This is a genomic window from Streptomyces macrosporus (genome assembly GCF_039533145.1).
Taxonomy (GTDB): domain Bacteria; phylum Actinomycetota; class Actinomycetes; order Streptomycetales; family Streptomycetaceae; genus Streptomyces; species Streptomyces macrosporus.
Genome location: NZ_BAAASZ010000017.1, coordinates 244311 through 260339 on the forward strand (window position 1 = coordinate 244311; position 16029 = coordinate 260339).

General features: G+C 75.1%; 14 protein-coding genes. 7 read left to right on the forward strand and 7 right to left on the reverse strand.

The window, feature by feature from the left end; translation table 11 throughout:
- The first annotated feature begins 62 nt into the window (after positions 1 to 62).
- A complete protein-coding gene (locus ABD335_RS09550; RefSeq protein ID WP_344321714.1) occupies positions 63 to 1541 on the forward strand; it encodes a hypothetical protein in 1479 nt (492 codons plus the stop codon).
- 51 nt (positions 1542 to 1592) lie between these two features.
- Here the strand turns inward: ABD335_RS09550 and ABD335_RS09555 are convergent, their stop codons facing one another.
- The gene (locus ABD335_RS09555; RefSeq protein ID WP_344321715.1) at positions 1593 to 3131 is read right to left on the reverse strand and encodes an SCO1417 family PLP biosynthesis transcription factor; all 1539 of its coding nucleotides are present in this window, start codon (positions 3129 to 3131) and stop codon (positions 1593 to 1595) included.
- Positions 3132 to 3229: 98 nt separating this feature from the next.
- Here ABD335_RS09555 and yczE point away from each other — a divergent pair, with 98 nt between their 5' ends.
- From yczE to ABD335_RS09575, 4 genes are all read left to right on the forward strand, one after another.
- On the forward strand, positions 3230 to 3958 hold the full coding sequence (gene yczE, locus ABD335_RS09560; protein WP_344321716.1) for a membrane protein YczE: 729 nt from the start codon (positions 3230 to 3232) through the stop codon (positions 3956 to 3958).
- Complete coding sequence (locus ABD335_RS09565) at positions 3955 to 4749, forward strand: glycerophosphodiester phosphodiesterase family protein (RefSeq protein WP_344321717.1); 795 nt, start codon at positions 3955 to 3957, stop codon at positions 4747 to 4749. Before yczE ends, ABD335_RS09565 begins: the two co-directional genes overlap by 4 nt.
- A 75-nt stretch (positions 4750 to 4824) precedes the next feature.
- Positions 4825 to 6222 carry an MFS transporter gene (locus ABD335_RS09570; RefSeq protein WP_425583584.1) on the forward strand — a complete coding sequence of 466 codons (1398 nt, stop codon included), beginning with the start codon at positions 4825 to 4827 and terminating at the stop codon, positions 6220 to 6222.
- Positions 6223 to 6487: 265 nt separating this feature from the next.
- The gene (locus ABD335_RS09575) at positions 6488 to 6865 is read left to right on the forward strand and encodes an RNA polymerase-binding protein RbpA (protein ID WP_324924335.1); all 378 of its coding nucleotides are present in this window, start codon (positions 6488 to 6490) and stop codon (positions 6863 to 6865) included.
- A gap of 113 nt (positions 6866 to 6978) precedes the next feature.
- Here the strand turns inward: ABD335_RS09575 and fxsA are convergent, their stop codons facing one another.
- The 5 genes from fxsA to ABD335_RS09600 all read right to left on the reverse strand — a co-directional run bounded on the left by fxsA (position 6979) and on the right by ABD335_RS09600 (position 12812).
- Entirely contained in the window at positions 6979 to 7614 is a 636-nt protein-coding gene (fxsA, locus tag ABD335_RS09580; protein WP_344321719.1) for an FxsA family membrane protein, read from the reverse strand.
- A gap of 1 nt (position 7615) precedes the next feature.
- Positions 7616 to 8386, reverse strand: a complete 771-nt coding sequence (locus ABD335_RS09585) for a polyprenol monophosphomannose synthase (protein WP_344321721.1) — start codon at positions 8384 to 8386, stop codon at positions 7616 to 7618.
- A complete protein-coding gene (gene lnt / locus ABD335_RS09590; protein WP_344321722.1) occupies positions 8383 to 10122 on the reverse strand; it encodes an apolipoprotein N-acyltransferase in 1740 nt (579 codons plus the stop codon). Before lnt ends, ABD335_RS09585 begins: the two co-directional genes overlap by 4 nt.
- 541 nt (positions 10123 to 10663) lie before the next feature.
- The gene (locus ABD335_RS09595; RefSeq protein ID WP_344321723.1) at positions 10664 to 12304 is read right to left on the reverse strand and encodes an amidohydrolase; all 1641 of its coding nucleotides are present in this window, start codon (positions 12302 to 12304) and stop codon (positions 10664 to 10666) included.
- 67 nt (positions 12305 to 12371) lie between these two features.
- Positions 12372 to 12812 carry an Lrp/AsnC family transcriptional regulator gene (locus ABD335_RS09600; RefSeq protein ID WP_344321725.1) on the reverse strand — a complete coding sequence of 147 codons (441 nt, stop codon included), beginning with the start codon at positions 12810 to 12812 and terminating at the stop codon, positions 12372 to 12374.
- A 207-nt stretch (positions 12813 to 13019) separates the two neighbouring features.
- Between ABD335_RS09600 and ABD335_RS09605 the strand changes: the two genes are divergently transcribed.
- Together ABD335_RS09605 and ABD335_RS09610 are read left to right on the forward strand one after the other, a co-directional pair.
- Positions 13020 to 13421: a hypothetical protein gene (locus ABD335_RS09605; protein ID WP_344321726.1), complete on the forward strand. Its 402-nt coding sequence runs from the start codon at positions 13020 to 13022 to the stop codon at positions 13419 to 13421.
- Positions 13422 to 13698: 277 nt separating this feature from the next.
- On the forward strand, positions 13699 to 14442 hold the full coding sequence (locus tag ABD335_RS09610) for a DUF4142 domain-containing protein (protein ID WP_344321727.1): 744 nt from the start codon (positions 13699 to 13701) through the stop codon (positions 14440 to 14442).
- Positions 14443 to 14583: 141 nt separating this feature from the next.
- Here ABD335_RS09610 and ABD335_RS09615 read toward each other — a convergent pair whose 3' ends face one another.
- The gene (locus ABD335_RS09615) at positions 14584 to 15663 is read right to left on the reverse strand and encodes a PucR family transcriptional regulator (protein WP_344321728.1); all 1080 of its coding nucleotides are present in this window, start codon (positions 15661 to 15663) and stop codon (positions 14584 to 14586) included.
- Positions 15664 to 16029: the final 366 nt, after the last annotated feature.

The window sequence follows — 16029 nt, forward strand, 5'->3', positions numbered from 1 at the left end:
CCACCCCTCCGACCCACCCCACCCCGTCCGCGGCCGCTCCTCCGGGCCGCGGGCGGGATCTGGTGCGGACCGCGACGGGCCGCACCCTCGACGTTCTGCGCCTCCTGGTCGTGGTCGCACGCGGCCTGGGCCGTACCGTCTCGGCGGTACGGCGGTGGTGGGAGCGGACCCCGCGGGAGAGACGGGGCCCCGTGCTCATCGCCATCGTCGCCTGTCTGCTGATCCTGTGGCTGACACCGTACGGACCGCTGATCGGAGCGGTCGCCCTGGCGGGCGCCCTGGCCTGGCAGGGCCGCGACCGGTCCGCCGACGCGGCCGACGGCGGTCCCGGCGAGGCCGAGCGCGCCCGGCTCCAGACCCTCTACGAGGCGCTGGTCCCCTTCCTCGCCCTCGCCGGCGACCCCCGCCCGCAGCCGCTGTACGCCCACGACGGCGACTGGCGGCGGGCCTTCACCGACTTCGCGTTCGCCGAGGACGGCCGGCTGGCCCACCTGACGCTGCGGTACCCGCCGCACTTCGGCGACGGGGACCCGGAGTCCCGGGCCCGCCTCCAGCGGCTGCTGTGCGCCAGGGCCGGGCGGGGCCGCGAGTACCGCTTCGCCTGGAACGAGGAGGCGGGCGAGCTGACCCTGACCGCGCTGCCGCCGCTGCCGACCGGCGTGTACGCGCAGCGCTTCGTCACCGCCCCGGGCGAGACCGTGCTGGGGTTCACCGACCTCCACACCGTCCAGCGCACCGTGCCGGTGATCGAGGACGGCGGAGGGCGGCGGGACCTGCCCCCGGTCGTGTGGCGCACGGGCCCGCGGTCCGCCGAGCCCCACCTGCTGGCGCTCGGCCGCCCCGGCGCGGGGACCACCACGCTGCTGCGGTCGATCGCCCTCCAGGCGCTCAGGCACGGCGAGGTGCTGATCGTGGACGGCGGCGGCGCCGGCGAGTACGCGTTCCTGGCGGGGCGCGGCAGGGTGCTGGCGGTGGAGCCGACGCTGGCCGGCGCGCTGTCGTCGCTGGAGTGGGTGACGCGGGAGACCGAGCGCAGGCTGCTGGCCGCGAACCGGGCCCGGCAGACCGGCCGGGACGCCCCGGAGGACGTCTGCCGGCCGCTGTGGGTCCTGGTGGACCGGCCCTCGGTCCTCGGCCACCTGGCCCGCTCCGAGGGGCAGCGCGATCCGCAGGACCTGCTCCAGGTGCCCCTGCGGTACGGGCGCGCGGTGCGGGTGACCGTGGCGATCGCCGACCAGTTCGAGGGCGCGGAGAGCCTGATCGGCGCCGTGCGGGCCCACACCCGGGCACGGGTCGTGCTGGGCCCGGCGACGCCGGACCAGGTGCGGGAGGTGCTCGGCGAGGCGCCCGCCACCACCCCGCCGCCGCAGGTGCCGCCGGGGCGCGGTTACGCCCGGCTCGGCACGGGCCCGGTGCACCGTCTCCAGGTGCCGGCCACCCCCAACCCGTACGACGAGGAGGCGGCCGAGCCGCAGCGGCGGGCGGTCATGGAGCTGTTGACGGAGCCGATGGCCGGGGCGGGCCGCCGCGTGGGGCGCTGACGGGCGACGGCGCGGCACCGGCCACGGGCGCCGCCCGTCCGCCGCCGGCGGTCAGGCGACGAAGGAGCGCGGCGTGTCGGCCCCCGCGCTCCGGCCCGTGGCCACCAGGCGCGCGGCGCCGGCCAGCCGGGCCGCCGCCTCGTCGGCGACCGGTCCGGAGACCGTGAAGGGCAGCCGTACGTAGCCCTCGAAGGCCCCGTCCACGCCGAACCGCGGCCCGGAGGGGACGCGGACGCCCAGCCGCTCCCCCGCCTCGGCGATCCGCGAACCGGACAGGCCGCCGGTGCGCACCCACAGGGTGAGGCCGCCGTGCGGGACGGTGAACTCCCAGTCGGGCAGGTGCCGGCGGAGGGCCTCGACGAGGGAGTCGCGGTTCTCCCGGGCCCGCTCGCGGCGGACGGCCACGGCCCGGTCCCAGCCGCTCCTCCCCTCGCCGTCCCCGCCGTCCTCGACCAGCAGCCGGGCGACGGCGAGCTGTTCCAGCACGGGGCTGCCGAGGTCGGCCCAGGCGCGGGCGGCCACCAGGCTGCGGATGATCTCGGGGGCGGCGCGGACCCAGCCGATGCGCAGCCCGGCCCAGATGGACTTGCTGGCCGAGCCGACGGTGACGACGGTCGACCCGCCGGGGTCGAACGCCGCGACCGGGCGGGGCGCCCGTCCGTCGGGCGGGGGGTCGAGGTGGAGGCCGGACATGGTCTCGTCCGCCACCAGCACGGTGCCCGCGGCGCGCGCGGCGCAGACCAGCTCACGGCGCTGCTCCTCGCTCTCCAGCGCGCCGGTGGGGTTGTGGTAGTCGGCGATGACGTAGGCCATCCGGGGCGCGGCGTCGCGCAGCACCTGGCGCCAGACGGCCGGGTCCCAGCCGGACAGCCCCTCGCCCATCGCCACGGGCACCAGCCGGGCGCCCGCCTCGCGCAGCAGTTGCAGGACGTTGGCGTACGAGGGGTGCTCGACGGCGATCCGCTCGCCGCGCGGGGCGAACAGACCGCGGATGGCGGCCACCGCGCCCATGGCCCCGGTGGTGATCATGATCTGCTCGGGCATGGTGGGGACGCCGCGGGCGGTGTAGTGGTCGGCCAGGGCCCGGCGCAGGGCGGGCAGCCCCGCCGGATAGTCGCCGTGGGTGTGGGCGTAGGGCGGCAGGTCGGCCAGCGCGCCCTGGAAGGCGCGGGTGACCCAGGGCTCGGGGGCGGGGAGCGCGGCCCAGCCCAGGTCGATCATGGTTCCGGCGGCGTCGGGCGGCAGGGGCTCCAGGCCGCCGGAGGGCAGGGGGTTCCCGGCGGGCAGGGCCGTCCAGCTTCCCGCTCCGCGGCGCGAGCAGAGGAACCCGTCGGCACGCAGCGCCTCGTAGGCGGCGGCGACCGTGGTGCGGCTGACGGCGAGGGCGGCGGCCAACTCCCGTTCGGCGGGGAGCCGGGCGGCGACGGGAACGCGTCCTTCCAGGACCAGCAGGCGCACACCGTCGGCGAGCGCGCGGTAGGCGGGCACGCGTCGCGCCCCGGAGCCGCCGACGCCGGACTCGGCGGCGCGCTGGGAGGCCAGGAGACGGGCGAGCTGCTGCGCCCCGACCACCGAAGTCCACTGAGCCATCTACTGAGTCCACCTTCTTGGAATTGGCCGTGGTCGCGGACCGCTGACAGGCCACAGGGTGTCATGCATCGGTCCACCGCGCCAGAAAGGAAGGATCGTTGTCCGTTTTCGGAGGGTTCAGAAGGTTCAGAGGGTTCTTCGGAGGTTCCTCCGACCGCCTCGCCCGTCGCCTGGTCCAGCTCTACCTCGGACTGGTGCTCTACGGGGCCAGCGCGGCGCTGATGGTGCGGGCCGGCCTCGGCCTCGACCCGTGGGACGTCTTCCACCAGGGCGTGGCGGAGCGCACCGGCCTGACGATCGGCACCGTGTCGATCGTCACGGGGGCGGCGGTGCTGCTGCTGTGGATACCGCTGCGCCAGCGGCCCGGCCTGGGCACCGTCTCCAACGTGGTCGTGGTCGGCCTCGCCATGGACGGCACGCTGGCCCTGCTGCCGGAGCCGCGGGCGATGGCGGTGCGGGTGCCGCTGCTGGTCTGCGCGATCGTGCTGAACGGGGTGGCGACCGGCCTGTACATCTCGGCGCGGTTCGGCCCGGGACCGCGCGACGGCCTGATGACGGGCCTGCACCGGGTCACCGGGCGGTCGGTCCGGCTGGTGCGGACGGGCATCGAGCTGACGGTGCTGGCCACCGGCTTCCTGCTGGGCGGCTCGGTGGGCGTGGGCACGGTGGCCTACGCGCTGGCGATCGGCCCGCTCTCCCAGCTCTTCCTGCGGGTGTTCGCCCTGCCCGGTCCCGACGGCGGGCACTCCCCCGTCGTCGCCCGCTCCGAGGCGGCGGACCGCCCCGAGGGGCACCGCCGGGACGGGCGCGCGATACTGCACCCGTGACGGCTTCCACCGCGGCCCCGCGTCCCGCGCACCCCTTCTTCGACCACCCGGTCCCCCTGGCCTTCGCCCACCGGGGCGGGGCGGTCGCGGGACGGGCCGGTCTGGAGAACACCCACGCCGCCTTCGCGCGGGCGGTGGAGCTGGGGTACCGCTACCTGGAGACCGACGTGCACGTCACGGCGGACGGGCACCTGGTCGCCTTCCACGACGCCACGCTGGACCGGACGACGGACGGCAGCGGCCCGATCGCCGCCCTGTCGTGGGCGGAGGTGCGGCGGGCGCGGGTGGGCGGCAGCGAGCCGGTGCCGCTCTTCGCCGACCTGCTGCGCGCCTTCCCCCACGCCCGGTGGAACATCGACGTCAAGGCGGACGCGGCGCTGACCCCGCTGCTGGAGGTCCTGGACTCCGCCGACGCCTGGGACCGGGTGTGCGTGGGCGCCTTCTCCGAGTCGCGGGTGGCCAGGGCCCGGGCCCTGGCGGGCCCCCGGCTGGCCACCTCGCTGGGCACGCGCGGTGTGCTGGGTCTGCGGCTGCGCTCGTACCGCCTGCCGGGCGCGGTGAGCCGCGGGGCACTGTGCGCCCAGGTTCCCGTGCGGCACGGCGGGGTGCGGGTGGTCGACCGGGCGTTCGTGCGCCACGCCCACGCCAGGGGCCTGCAGGTGCACGTGTGGACGATCAACGATCCGGCGCGGATGCGTGCGCTGCTGGACCTGGGCGTGGATGGCATCATGACCGATCACATCGAGACACTGCGCACGGTGCTGGCCGAGCGGGGAGCCTGGGTCCGGTAGGCGGGCGGTCCGGCCGCCCGCCGCCCCGGACACCCCCGCGCGTCCCCGCCGGCGTACGGACGCGAGGGGGCGTGGGTGGACACCGAGACCGTGACGGGCGCCGGAGGCACGGAGGGGGCCGGGGACCCCGGAGGAGCCGCCGCCCGGCGGCGCGAGCAGCGCGGCTGGTACTTCTACGACTGGGCCAACTCCGTCTTCTCCACCAGCGTGCTCACCGTCTTCCTCGGCCCCTACCTGACCGGGGTCGCCGAGGCCGCGGCGGACGCGGCCGGCTACGTGCACCCGCTGGGCATCCCGGTGCGGGCGGGTTCGTTCTTCGCCTACGCGGTCTCCGTCTCGGTGCTGCTGTCGGTGCTGGTGATGCCGCTGGCGGGGGCGGCGGCGGACCGGTCGGGCCGCAAGAAGCCGATGCTGGGCGCGTTCGCCTACCTGGGGGCGGCGGCCACCACGGGGATGTTCTTCCTGGACGGCGACCGCTACCTGCTGGGCGGGGCGCTGCTGGTGGTGGCGAACGTCTCCTTCGCCACGGCCGTGGTGATCTACAACTCGTTCCTGCCGGAGATCGCCGCCCCCGAGGAGCGGGACGCGGTCTCCTCCCGCGGCTGGGCCTTCGGCTACGCGGCCGGGGCGCTGGTGCTGGTGGCCAATCTGGCGCTGTTCCTCGGGCACGAGTCGCTGGGGGTCGACGAGGGCACGGCGGTGCGGATCTGCCTGGCGTCGGCCGGGCTGTGGTGGGCGGTCTTCACCGTCGTCCCGCTGCGCCGGCTGCGCGACCGGCCGCGCGTCCGTCGGGCGGCGGACGGCGCGGAGCCGGCGCCGAGGAGCAGTTGGCGGCAGCTCGCGGGCACGCTGCGCGACCTGCGGCGGTACCCGCTGACCCTGCTGTTCCTGCTGGCCTACCTGCTCTACAACGACGGCGTGCAGACGGTGATCACCCAGGCGTCCGTCTTCGGCGCGGAGGAGCTGGGGATGGACCAGACCACGCTGATCGGCGCGATCCTGCTGGTGCAGGTCCTCGCGGTGGCGGGGGCGCTGCTGCTGGGCCGGCTGGCCGCCCGCCACGGCGCCAAGCGCACGATCCTGGGCTCGCTGGTGGCGTGGACGGTGACGGTGGGGGCGGGGTACGCGCTGCCCGCCGGGGAACCGGTGTGGTTCTTCGTGCTGGCCGCCGCGATCGGGATGGTGCTGGGCGGCACCCAGGCGCTGTCGCGTTCCCTGTTCGCGCAGCTCGTGCCGCGCGGCAAGGAGGCGGAGTACTTCTCGCTGTACGAGATCAGCGACCGCGGGACGAGCTGGCTGGGGCCGCTGGTGTTCGGCCTGACCTACCAGCTCACCGGGAGCTACCGGGACGCGATCATCTCCCTGGTGATCTTCTTCGTCCTGGGTTTCGTCCTGCTGCTGCGGGTACCGGTGGAACGAGCGGTGGCGGCGGTGAGCGTCACGGCGCCGGGTCGGATGCCGGATCGGATTTAGGCCATCGGGCGAAGGGCGGGTAGTGTACGCCTTCGGCTCGCCGGATGGACCGTTACTGCATGTCAAAGATAGGCGAACGTTAAGTTGCATCCCTTGTCAGATGTGACAAAGCGGGCAGCGGCGGGTACCGCATATCCGACGAGGCAGCGGCACGACGGGCGACGCATCTCCCAGATCGGGAATCTTCACCGCCGACCGGACGTTGACCGGATGACGACGACAGCGACACCTGTCCTGTGGGCGACAAGCCCGGGAGGCACGATTCATGAGTGAGCGAGCTCTTCGCGGCACGCGACTCGTGGTGACCAGCTACGAGACCGACCGCGGTATCGACCTGGCTCCGCGCCAGGCCGTGGAGTACGCATGCCGGAACGGCCATCGGTTCGAGATGCCGTTCTCGGTCGAGGCCGAGATTCCGCCGGAGTGGGAGTGCAAGGTCTGCGGCACCCAGGCACTCCTGGTGAACGGCGAGGGGCCCGAGGAGAAGAAGAGCAAGCCCGCGCGTACGCACTGGGACATGCTCATGGAGCGGCGCACCCGCGAGGAGCTGGAGGAGGTGCTGGCCGAGAGGCTGGCGGTCCTGCGCTCCGGCACCATGAACATCGCCGTGCATCCGCGGGACAGCAAGCGCAAGTCCGCCTGACGGCGGGCGGCGCACACCGCCCCCGGCGGGCGAGAAGCGTACGCGAGGGCCCGGCCACCCGAAGGTGGCCGGGCCCTCGCGTGTGTCCGGCCGCGCTCCGACGACCGCGGGGCCTACCGCACGCCTCCGCCGTCCTCCTCGCGGACGGTCTCCTCGCGCACGACCTCGCCCTGGACGACCTTGCCGTCGGGGCGGTGGATGCGCATCCGCTCCTCCGCCGTGCGGGCCTGCCGGAAGGCGTCGCCCAGGGAACCGGGCGCGAAGCCCGCGCGGCGGGCGAGACGGCGCTCGACGCCCCGGCGCAGCAGGGCCGCGGTCGGCGGGAAGAGGCACAGCAGGCCGACGGCGTCGGAGACCAGGCCCGGCAGCATCAGCAGCAGCCCGCCCAGCATGGCGAACCCGTGCCCGCCGCGCCGCGCGGGGTCGGCGGTCGTGCGAGCGGCCGGGTCGGCGCCCGGCTGGAGGCCCTCCACCGTCTCGACCAGGGCGCGCCAGGCACGCCGTCCCGCGCGTTTGACGGCCGCGGCGCCCAGGACGAACCCGGCGGCCAGGACGGCCAGGACGACCAGGCCGCTCGTGGCGTCCGCGAGCAGGATCAGCAGCCAGACCTCCAGCACCGCGAAGGCGGCCACGCCCAGGGGGAGGAGGTTCCGGCCGCGCGGGCGTCGGGGCCCGCCGGGTCGGGGGTGCGGTTCGGTCCGGGGCTGCTGCCACGGAGGCTCGTACGGGTACGGTGCGCCGGTCGTCATGTCATCCAGTGTGCCTGCGCCCGAGAACCTGGTTCACCCGGGACCGCACGCCCCAGGCGGTGACCCGCCACAGGGCCTCGGCGACGATGTCCCGGCTCATCTTGCTGTCGCCGCGCTCGCGCTCGACGAAGGTGATGGGCACCTCCACCACGTGGAACCCGGCCTGTACGGCGCGGTGGGCGAGGTCGACCTGGAAGCAGTACCCCTGGGAGGCCACGTCGTCCATGCCCAGCCCCAGCAGGGTCTCCTTGCGGAAGGCCCGGTAGCCGCCGGTGACGTCCCGGATGGGCACCCCCAGCAGCAGTCGGGAGTAGGTGCTGCCGCCGCGGGAGAGGAACTCCCGGTGCCGGGGCCAGTTGACCACGCGCCCGCCCGGCACCCAGCGCGAGCCGAGCACCAGGTCGGCGCCCTTGAGGGCGGTGAGCAGCCGCGGCAGCTCCTCGGGCTGGTGGGAGCCGTCGGCGTCCATCTCGACCAGGACGTCGTAGCCGTTGTCGATGCCCCAGCGGAACCCGGCCAGGTAGGCGGCGCCGAGCCCCTCCTTGCCCTTGCGGTGGAGGACCCGGACCCGCTCGTCGGCCGCCGCCAGCTCGTCGGCGACCTTCCCCGTCCCGTCGGGGCTGTTGTCGTCGGCGACGAGGACGTGGGCCTCGGGGACGGCCTCGCGCACTCTGGACACGACCTGGCGGATGTTGTCGACCTCGTTGTAGGTCGGAATGATCACCAGGATCCTGCCGAGCGGGCTCTTGCCGCGCTGTCGGGCGTCGTTCACTGTCGCTGCCTCTTCCCCTCTGTCCCGTTCTCCCCGTCTGCCCCCCGTCGGCCGAGGACGTATGCCGCGGCGCAGGACAGGACGCCCACGATAGCGAGCACCCACTCCGGCGCGGGACCGATTCGGTCGGAGAAGGTGATCTCGTCGCGCAGCGGGAGGTCGGCGACGAGGACGTCCCGGGTGAACTCCTCCGTCCGCTGCTCGATCGTGCCGTCGGGGGCGACGATCGCGCTGATGCCGCTGGTGGCGGCGGTGACGACGGCCCGCCCGTGCTCCACGGCCCTCAGGCGGGACATCGCGAGCTGCTGCTCGGGCTGGCCGGTGCGGCCGTAGGTGGCGTTGTTGGTCTGGACGACCAGGGCGCGGGCGCCGTCGTTGACGGTGTCGCGCACGATCTCGTCGTAGGCCACCTCGAAGCAGATGACGTCGCCGAGCCGGGCCGGGCCGACCTCCAGCACGCCGGTGCGCTCTCCGGGCCAGAAGTCGCGCGGCACGCGCTGGAGGCGGGTGATCACCTTGCTGAGCTGGTCGCGGTAGGGGACGTACTCGCCGAAGGGCACCGGGTGCTGCTTGGTGTAGGAGGCGCCGGGGCCGGTCTCGGGGTCCCAGACGATGCCCTGGTTCTCGACGTACCCCTCCTCGGTGGGGTGGTCGACGAGGGCGCCGACGAGGATCGGGACGCCGACGGCCCGCGCGGCCCGGTCGATGGCCGCGCGCGCCTCGGGGTGCCGGTGGGGGTCCAGGTCGGAGGCGTTCTCCGGCCAGATCACCAGCTCGGGCCGCTCCACCCGGCCCTCCGCCACGTCCGCGGCCAGTTCCAGGGTGGCCTGGACGTGGTTGTCGAGGATCAGCATCGGGCGGCCGAGGAAGTCCATGCCGGGCTGCTGGACGTTGCCCTGGACGACGGCGATGCGGACGGTGTCGGCCGCCTGGGTGGGGACCGGCACGGCGTGGCCGGAGACGGTGACGGCCGCGGCGAGGGCGAGCGCCCCCGCGGCCGGGAGCGCGGCGCGGGCCGGGCGGGGGCCGTCCCCGCGTCCGCGCGACCGCCACACGGCCACGGCCGCCGCGGCGAGCAGGCCGCCGACCAGCGCGGCGGCGAAGGTGACCAGGGGCGCGCCGCCCAGGGCGGCCAGCGGGGTCAGCGGCGAGGCGGTGTTGGCGAAGGCCAGCCGCCCCCAGGGGAAGCCGCCGAAGGGGAGGCGGTCGCGGGCCCACTCCTCGGCGACCCACAGGCAGGCCCCCCACAGCGGCCACAGCGGCAGCCGCGAGGCGAGGGCCAGCCCGGCGCCCAGCGGCACGAAGAACAGCGCCTCGACCAGGGCCAGGCCGAACACCGCGTCCCAGCCGACGACGTGGAGCCACTTGAGCAGCACGAAGAAGAACGGCAGCCCCGTGGCGAGGCCGAGCCAGGCCCCCTGCCGCACGGTGCGTCCCCGGGTGAGGAGGGCGAGCGCGGCGACGGAGACGATCGACAGCGGCCACAGGTCGTAGGGCGGGAAGGCGGCGGCCAGGGCGACGCCGGCGGCGACGGCCGCGGCCGTCCGGTACGCCTCGCGGCGCACCAGGGACACCAGGCGGGCCAGGGGACGGCGGCGGCCGGGACGCCCGCCGGGAACGGCGTCGTCGGGGACGTCGGCGGGCGTATCCGTCCGGCGGCGCGGCGGTTCGTCCGGCCGCCGGGCGGCCGGACCTTCGGTCTCGGCTTCGGCGGTGGTGTCGGGGCCCGATGGCACGGTCGCGGCCTTCCTTGCAGGTCGTGCGGTGACGAGCCCGACCGTACAACGCCGGGGGGCCGCGGTGGGCCGGGGGTGGGGCGCCCGTGCCGGGCGGGGGACCGCCGGGCGGGGGCGGTGGGGGAATCCGGCGGATCGTCGCGGGATCGGGGCCCGGTGCCCTTCGGGCCGGCCGGGGATCCGCCGGCTGCGGATCGGCCCAGAGCCGTTGTCTACTGAGCGTCCGGGCCCCTCCCGGGTCTCACCTGTCGACCGGTCCGAACCCTTCCGTCCCCGAGCCGCGGGCGCTGGACCTGGCTCCCGGCCGTACGCCGGTGGGACGCACCGCCCATGACCCAGCTCGTTCGACGACTGCGCGCGGAGGATTCCCGGTCGAACGTCCTGTGGTGGACTCGGCCGAACCTACCCGCCCACGGCCGCCGCCTGTCAACACCCTCCCCACCTGCGGTTTTTCGTCAAACCAGCAGGTCAGCGAGGAGGGCGGGGCCGGAAGGCGACCGGAGGAGGGGGCATCGATCGGAGGTATGGGCGATCTCGGCCGTCACTCGTTCGGGTGTGCGTACACCGTCCGTCCGGCGACCACCGTCCGCAGGCAGACGGGCAGGTCACGGCCGGGGGCGAGGTCGGGCAGGCCCGGGGTGCCGGAGCGCGGGTCGGTGGACCAGGCGGCGATCCGGTGGTCGGGCACCTGCACCACCAGTTCGCCGACGCGCCAGATCGCGTAGTCGGCCGGGGCGCCGGGGACGAGGACGCCGGCGTCGTCGCGGCCGATCGCCCGCCAGCCGCCGCGGGTGTGGGCGGTGAAGGCGGCGCGGACGGAGATCCGGTGCTCGGGGGTGTGGTGGAAGGCGGCGGCCCGCAGGGTGCCCCAGGGGTCGAGCGGGGTGACGGGGCTGTCGGAGCCGAACGCCAGGGGGATGCCGGCGCGCAGCATGGCGGCGTACGGGTTGAGGGTGCGGGCGCGCTCGGGGCCCAGGCGGCGGGCGTACATGCCGTCCTCGCCGCCCCAGGCCGCGTCGAAGGCGGGCTGCACGGAGGCGGTGAGGGCGTACTCGGCGAAGGCGGCGATGGTGGCCTCGGTCAGCATCTCGGCGTGCTCGACGCGGTGCCGGGCGGCCCGCACCCGGTCCAGGCCGACCCGCTCGGCGGCGGCCCGCACGCCGTCGGTGACGGCGGTCAGGGCGGCGTCGCCGATGGCGTGGAACCCGGCCTGGATCCCGGCCTCGGTGCAGGCGGCGACGTGGGCGGCGACGGCGTCGGCGTCGAGGTGCGCGGTGCCGCGGTGGTCGGCGTCGGCGTAGGGCTCGTGCAGGTGGGCGGTGTGGGAGCCGAGGGAGCCGTCGGCGAAGAGGTCTCCCGCGGCGCCGATGGCGCCCAACTCCCGCACCCGCTCGGCGTCCTCGGCGGAGGTGACGTGCTCGGCCCAGTAGCCGAAGACCCGGGGGCCGGGCTCCTCGGCGGCCAGGCGCAGCAGGCCGGTCAGGTCGTCCTCGCCGGAGATCTCGGGGCCCGCGCACTCGTGGAGGGTGCCGATGCCGCGGGAGACGGCGTGGCGCAGGGCGGCGCGCTGGGCCTCGGCGCGCTGGGCGGGGGTGACGGAGCCGTGGGCGACGGCCCGGGCGGCGTGGTGGGCGTCGCCGGTCAGGGGGGCGTCGGGGGCGTAGCCGGGCAGGTCGGTGATGCCGGGGACGAGGTCGAGCAGGGCGGTGGTGACCAGCGCGGAGTGGACGTCGACGCGGGTGAGGTAGAGCGGCCGGCCGCCGGTGGCCTCGTCGAGTTCGGCGCGGGAGGGGGGCCGCCGCTCGGGCCAGGCGGAGGCGTCCCAGCCGTGGCCGAGCAGGATCCGGTCGGCGGGGCGGGTCCGGGCGTGGGCCCGGACGCGGGCGAGGGCGTCGGCCAGGGTGCGGGCGCCGGTCAGGTCGAGGCCGGTGAGCGCCAGGCCGGTCGCGGTGGTGTGGACGTGGGCGTCGGTGAAGGCGGGGGTGACCAGCGCGCCGTCGAGGTGGATCACCTCGTCGACGCCGTCGGCGAAGGAGTCGGCGGCGCCTTCCGAGCCGATCCAGGCGATGCCGTCGCCGTCGACGACCATGGCGGTGGCGAAGGGGTCGGCGGGGCTGTGGACCTCGCCGCCGCGCAGCAGGACGGTGCGGGGTCGATCGAGGGGGGCCGTGCTGTCGCTCATGACCGCCAGTCTCCCCCGTCCCGGCGGCGCGGGGTCGCCCGGGGTGGCCGAGCCGGTCCCGGCCGCGTCACATGCGGGGCGGTCGGGACTCGTAGGGGGTGGAGAGCACGACGGTGGTGCGGGTGGAGACGCCGGCGAGGGAGCGGATGCGGGCCAGCAGGTGCTCCAGCTCTATGGGCGAGGCGACCCGCACCTTGAGGATGTAGTTCTCGTCGCCCGCGACGCTGTGGCACGCCTCGATCTCGGGGACCTCCGCGAGGCGGTCGGCGATGTCGTCCGGCGCGCTGGGGTCGAACGGCTTGACCGAGATGAACGCGGTCATCGGCAGTCCGACGGCCTCGGGGTCGACGATGGCCGTGTATCCGCGGATGACACCGCGCTGCTCCAGGCGCCGGACGCGCTGGTGCACCGCCGATGTGGACAGGCCGGTGGCCTTGCCCAGGTCGGTGTAGCTCATCCGCCCGTCCCTGACGAGCAACTCCACGATGCGACGATCCAGCTCCTCCACAGCAGGCAACCTACTGCGCCGGGCGCGCCGGAGCACACCGGACGTGCCGGCGGCGCCCCTCCGGCGCACCCCTGTGACGAACGCCACACCAGTGCCCCCGGGTCCGCGGGAACGGGGTGATTACGCGCCGGTCACGGAGGGAAGTGCTTGCTGTGGCCGGGGCTCCCGGGAAAACGGACGCCCGGCCGCCCGTCCAAGGGGGATTGCATGCGCACTGTGAAGCCACGTCACGCCGGTCACCCGGACACCGAGCTCCACGAGGAGAACGCCGAGGAGTACGACACGTACGAGACCTACGAGATCTTCCGGGTGGTCTGCCCGGACTGCTCGCAGCCGATAGCGCTGCTGGCCGACGAGGAGACGCTCCCCGAGCACGCGCTGTGCCCGACGCCGTGGAACCCCTTCGGATTGACGGTCTGTCAGGGATCGGGGCGTTCCGTGGACGACGCCCGGCCCGACGGCCCCGAGCACGAGGCGCAGGAGCAGGACGCCGCGACGCTGCTGACGCTGCCCGAGGGGCTGGACTGGCGGATGCAGCCCTTCTCCCACGTGGGAGGCCCGGGCGCGCACCCGATGCGCGTTCCGCACGGGCGGCACCCCCGGCACTGACGCGTCCGCGGGCGGGCCCTGCCGGCGGGCTCGTCCGTCCACCGCTCCACCGGCCGGTCCCCGCACCGGCGGCGCCGGCGGTCCTCCGACACCGCGCTCCGCGCCGTCCTCCCGCCGCGGGGCGCCGTCGATCCGCACGGCAACCTAGCAGCGGCCCGCGGTCACCGACCGTTCTTTGTCGGTTGATGACGAAGCATCGACACCCTCCCTCGTCCGGGCGTTAGCGTCCCCGTGCCACTCCAGGAGTGGAGGCAGAGGCGAGTACGAGGAGGCTGCCATGCGGTCCGTCATCGGCCGGTCCGTCGCATCCGGGCGGACGATCGGCACGGTCCTGGTCATCGGCGCTCTCGCGGCCACGCTCACGGCGCTGCTGCTCCCGGTCCACCTGTTCGACGGCAGCGGCACCGCGGCCGCGACGGCGACGGCGGCACAGGGCTGGGAGGACGACGGTCGCGGGACGGTGAGCACGCCCTACGGGCCGCTCACGCCCATGGACCGCGACTTCGTCCGCAAGGTCCGGCTCGCCGGGCTGTGGGAGTTGCCCTCGGGGCGGCAGGCCCAGGAGCGCAGCGCGCGGGAGGAGGTCAGGACCGCGGGCGAGCACCTGGTCGAAGGCCACACCGAGCTGGACCAGTTGGCCATCGACGCGGGCCGCGCGCTCGGCATCGAGCTGGCCAACCAGCCCAGCGAACAGCAGCAGCAGTGGCTGTCGCAGATGGACGCCGCCCGGGGCGACGAGTACGACCGGCTGTTCGCCAACCTGCTGCGTCGCGCCCACGGCAAGGTCTTCGCCCTGGTGGCGCTGGTGCGGGCGCAGACCCGCAACTCCATGGTGCGGTCCCTGGCCACCCGCGCCAACGACGTCGTCCTGGACCACATCACGGTGCTGGAGGACACCGGGCTGGTGGAGTACGAGGCGCTCGCCGAGGACGCGCCGGCCTCCTCCGGACGGAGCGGCGCGTCCCCCCGTGCCCTGGGCCCGGCGGACCGGCACCGGGAACACGGGCCGGCCGTTCGGTAGCCGACGCTCCTCCGGACGCGCCGGGGGGNNNCCCGGGCCCCCCGTCCGCGCGGTCACGGTGCGGGCCGGCCCGCCGGCCCGCGGTCACCGGGGGGTGGACGCCGTTCGCGGGGGGCGTACGAACGGATGAACCCCCGGTGGTCACAGGCCGTTGACCCGGGCCTGCCGCGCGGCGCCGGCCGGCGGGCGTCCGCCCGCCACGGCGCGCCCGCTACGTCCCGCACGCGGATTCCTGCGCCGCACCTGCGCCGTCAGACGGCGGCTGCGCAGGGTCATCTCCAACTCGAACCGGGTGCGCGGGTCCCTCAGCGCCGGCCCGAACAGCTTCTCTATCTGACGCAGCCGGTACCGCACCGTCTGCGGGTGCACCTGGAGGGTCTTGGCGGCCTCCGGGGCGCCGCCGCCCTCCAGCCAGGCCAGGAGGGTCATCTCCAGCCGCTCGCTCTGACGCGGCGTCAGTTCCTCCAGCGGCCGGAGCCAGCGGGCCGCCAACGCGCGGGTGAGCGACTCGTCCTGCAACAGCAGGAGCATCGACAGGTGGTCGTCCACGAACACCGGCGAGGACTCGGCGCCGCCGCGCCCGGGAGCGAGCGCCGGCAGACGCCGCGCCCAGCGCAGCGAGGAGAGGGTGTCCCCGGGCGGCACGGGGTGGCCCACCGCGGCCCTGCGCCCGCGCAGGGCGCTCTCCAGGGCGGCACGGGTGGACGCGCCCCGGTCCGGGACGATCAGACAGGGCTCGCCGTCGGCGATGCTGATCAGGGCGTCGCCGAGCACCGCCGCGAGCTGGAGCGCCTCGGTCGGCGCGGCGAGGACGACGACGCGGACCGCCTCGGGCAGCGGCCAACGGGCGGAACGGGCCAACTCCGCGAGGGAGCCCTCGGGTTCGCACGGGTCGCTGGTGAGGGCCGCGAAGAGGTGGCGGCGCGCCCGGTCGATGGGGACGGGGGCGGCGAGTGCCTCCTTCCGGGGTCCCCTGCCGGACCCGTACCGGCCTCCGTCCTTCTCCTCCGCTCCCTTCCGGTATCCGAGGGCCGTCAGCAGTGCCTGCTCCACCGCCTCCCGCGCGTCTTCGCGCTTGATGTTCGCAAACATCTCGGAAAATCGGTGATCGTGGTGCAGTTCCTCGACCACCTGGCCGGCGATCGCGGGAAGTTCCTTTCTCAGAACGCGGGTCCACTCGCCGCGGGGACGCGACCAGATGCGGTTCAGAAGTTCACACATCTCTACCTCGTTCCTGCCGGGGTGGGAGCCTGTCCCGCGCGGGGCGGGTCGGGCTCGCGGAGGGACGACCCTTGCTTTTCCCCGTCACGGCAAGGGTGTTGAGGGCCCTCCAACGCCCTCCCGGGTGGGGGGCGCACTGCTGCGGACCGCTCGTGGGGAACGGTCCGTACCGCCTGGTTCGGCATCATTCTCAGCCGCCGGGGCGGCGGCGACGCGCGCGCGGGAATTTGTCACAGCGCGATAAATACTATGAAGATCCCGCGAAGCTCGTGGATGCTTCTGCATCCCGACCATCACTTTTTTGGTCGCGCAAAGTGGAGGCCGCGGTACCGGACGTCACCGGTCGACGACCCGGCGTCACTTCGC

Excerpts from the sequence above, each read along its gene's own strand:
- ABD335_RS09575 (WP_324924335.1), top strand. The coding sequence starts at position 6,488 with ATGAGTGAGCGAGCTCTTCGCGGCACGCGACTCGTGGTGACCAGCTAC.
- fxsA (WP_344321719.1), bottom strand. The coding sequence starts at position 7,614 with ATGACGACCGGCGCACCGTACCCGTACGAGCCTCCGTGGCAGCAGCCC.
- ABD335_RS09555 (WP_344321715.1), bottom strand. The coding sequence starts at position 3,131 with ATGGCTCAGTGGACTTCGGTGGTCGGGGCGCAGCAGCTCGCCCGTCTC.
- ABD335_RS09615 (WP_344321728.1), bottom strand. The coding sequence starts at position 15,663 with ATGTGTGAACTTCTGAACCGCATCTGGTCGCGTCCCCGCGGCGAGTGG.
- ABD335_RS09595 (WP_344321723.1), bottom strand. The coding sequence starts at position 12,304 with ATGAGCGACAGCACGGCCCCCCTCGATCGACCCCGCACCGTCCTGCTG.
- ABD335_RS09610 (WP_344321727.1), top strand. The coding sequence starts at position 13,699 with ATGCGGTCCGTCATCGGCCGGTCCGTCGCATCCGGGCGGACGATCGGC.
- ABD335_RS09605 (WP_344321726.1), top strand. The coding sequence starts at position 13,020 with ATGCGCACTGTGAAGCCACGTCACGCCGGTCACCCGGACACCGAGCTC.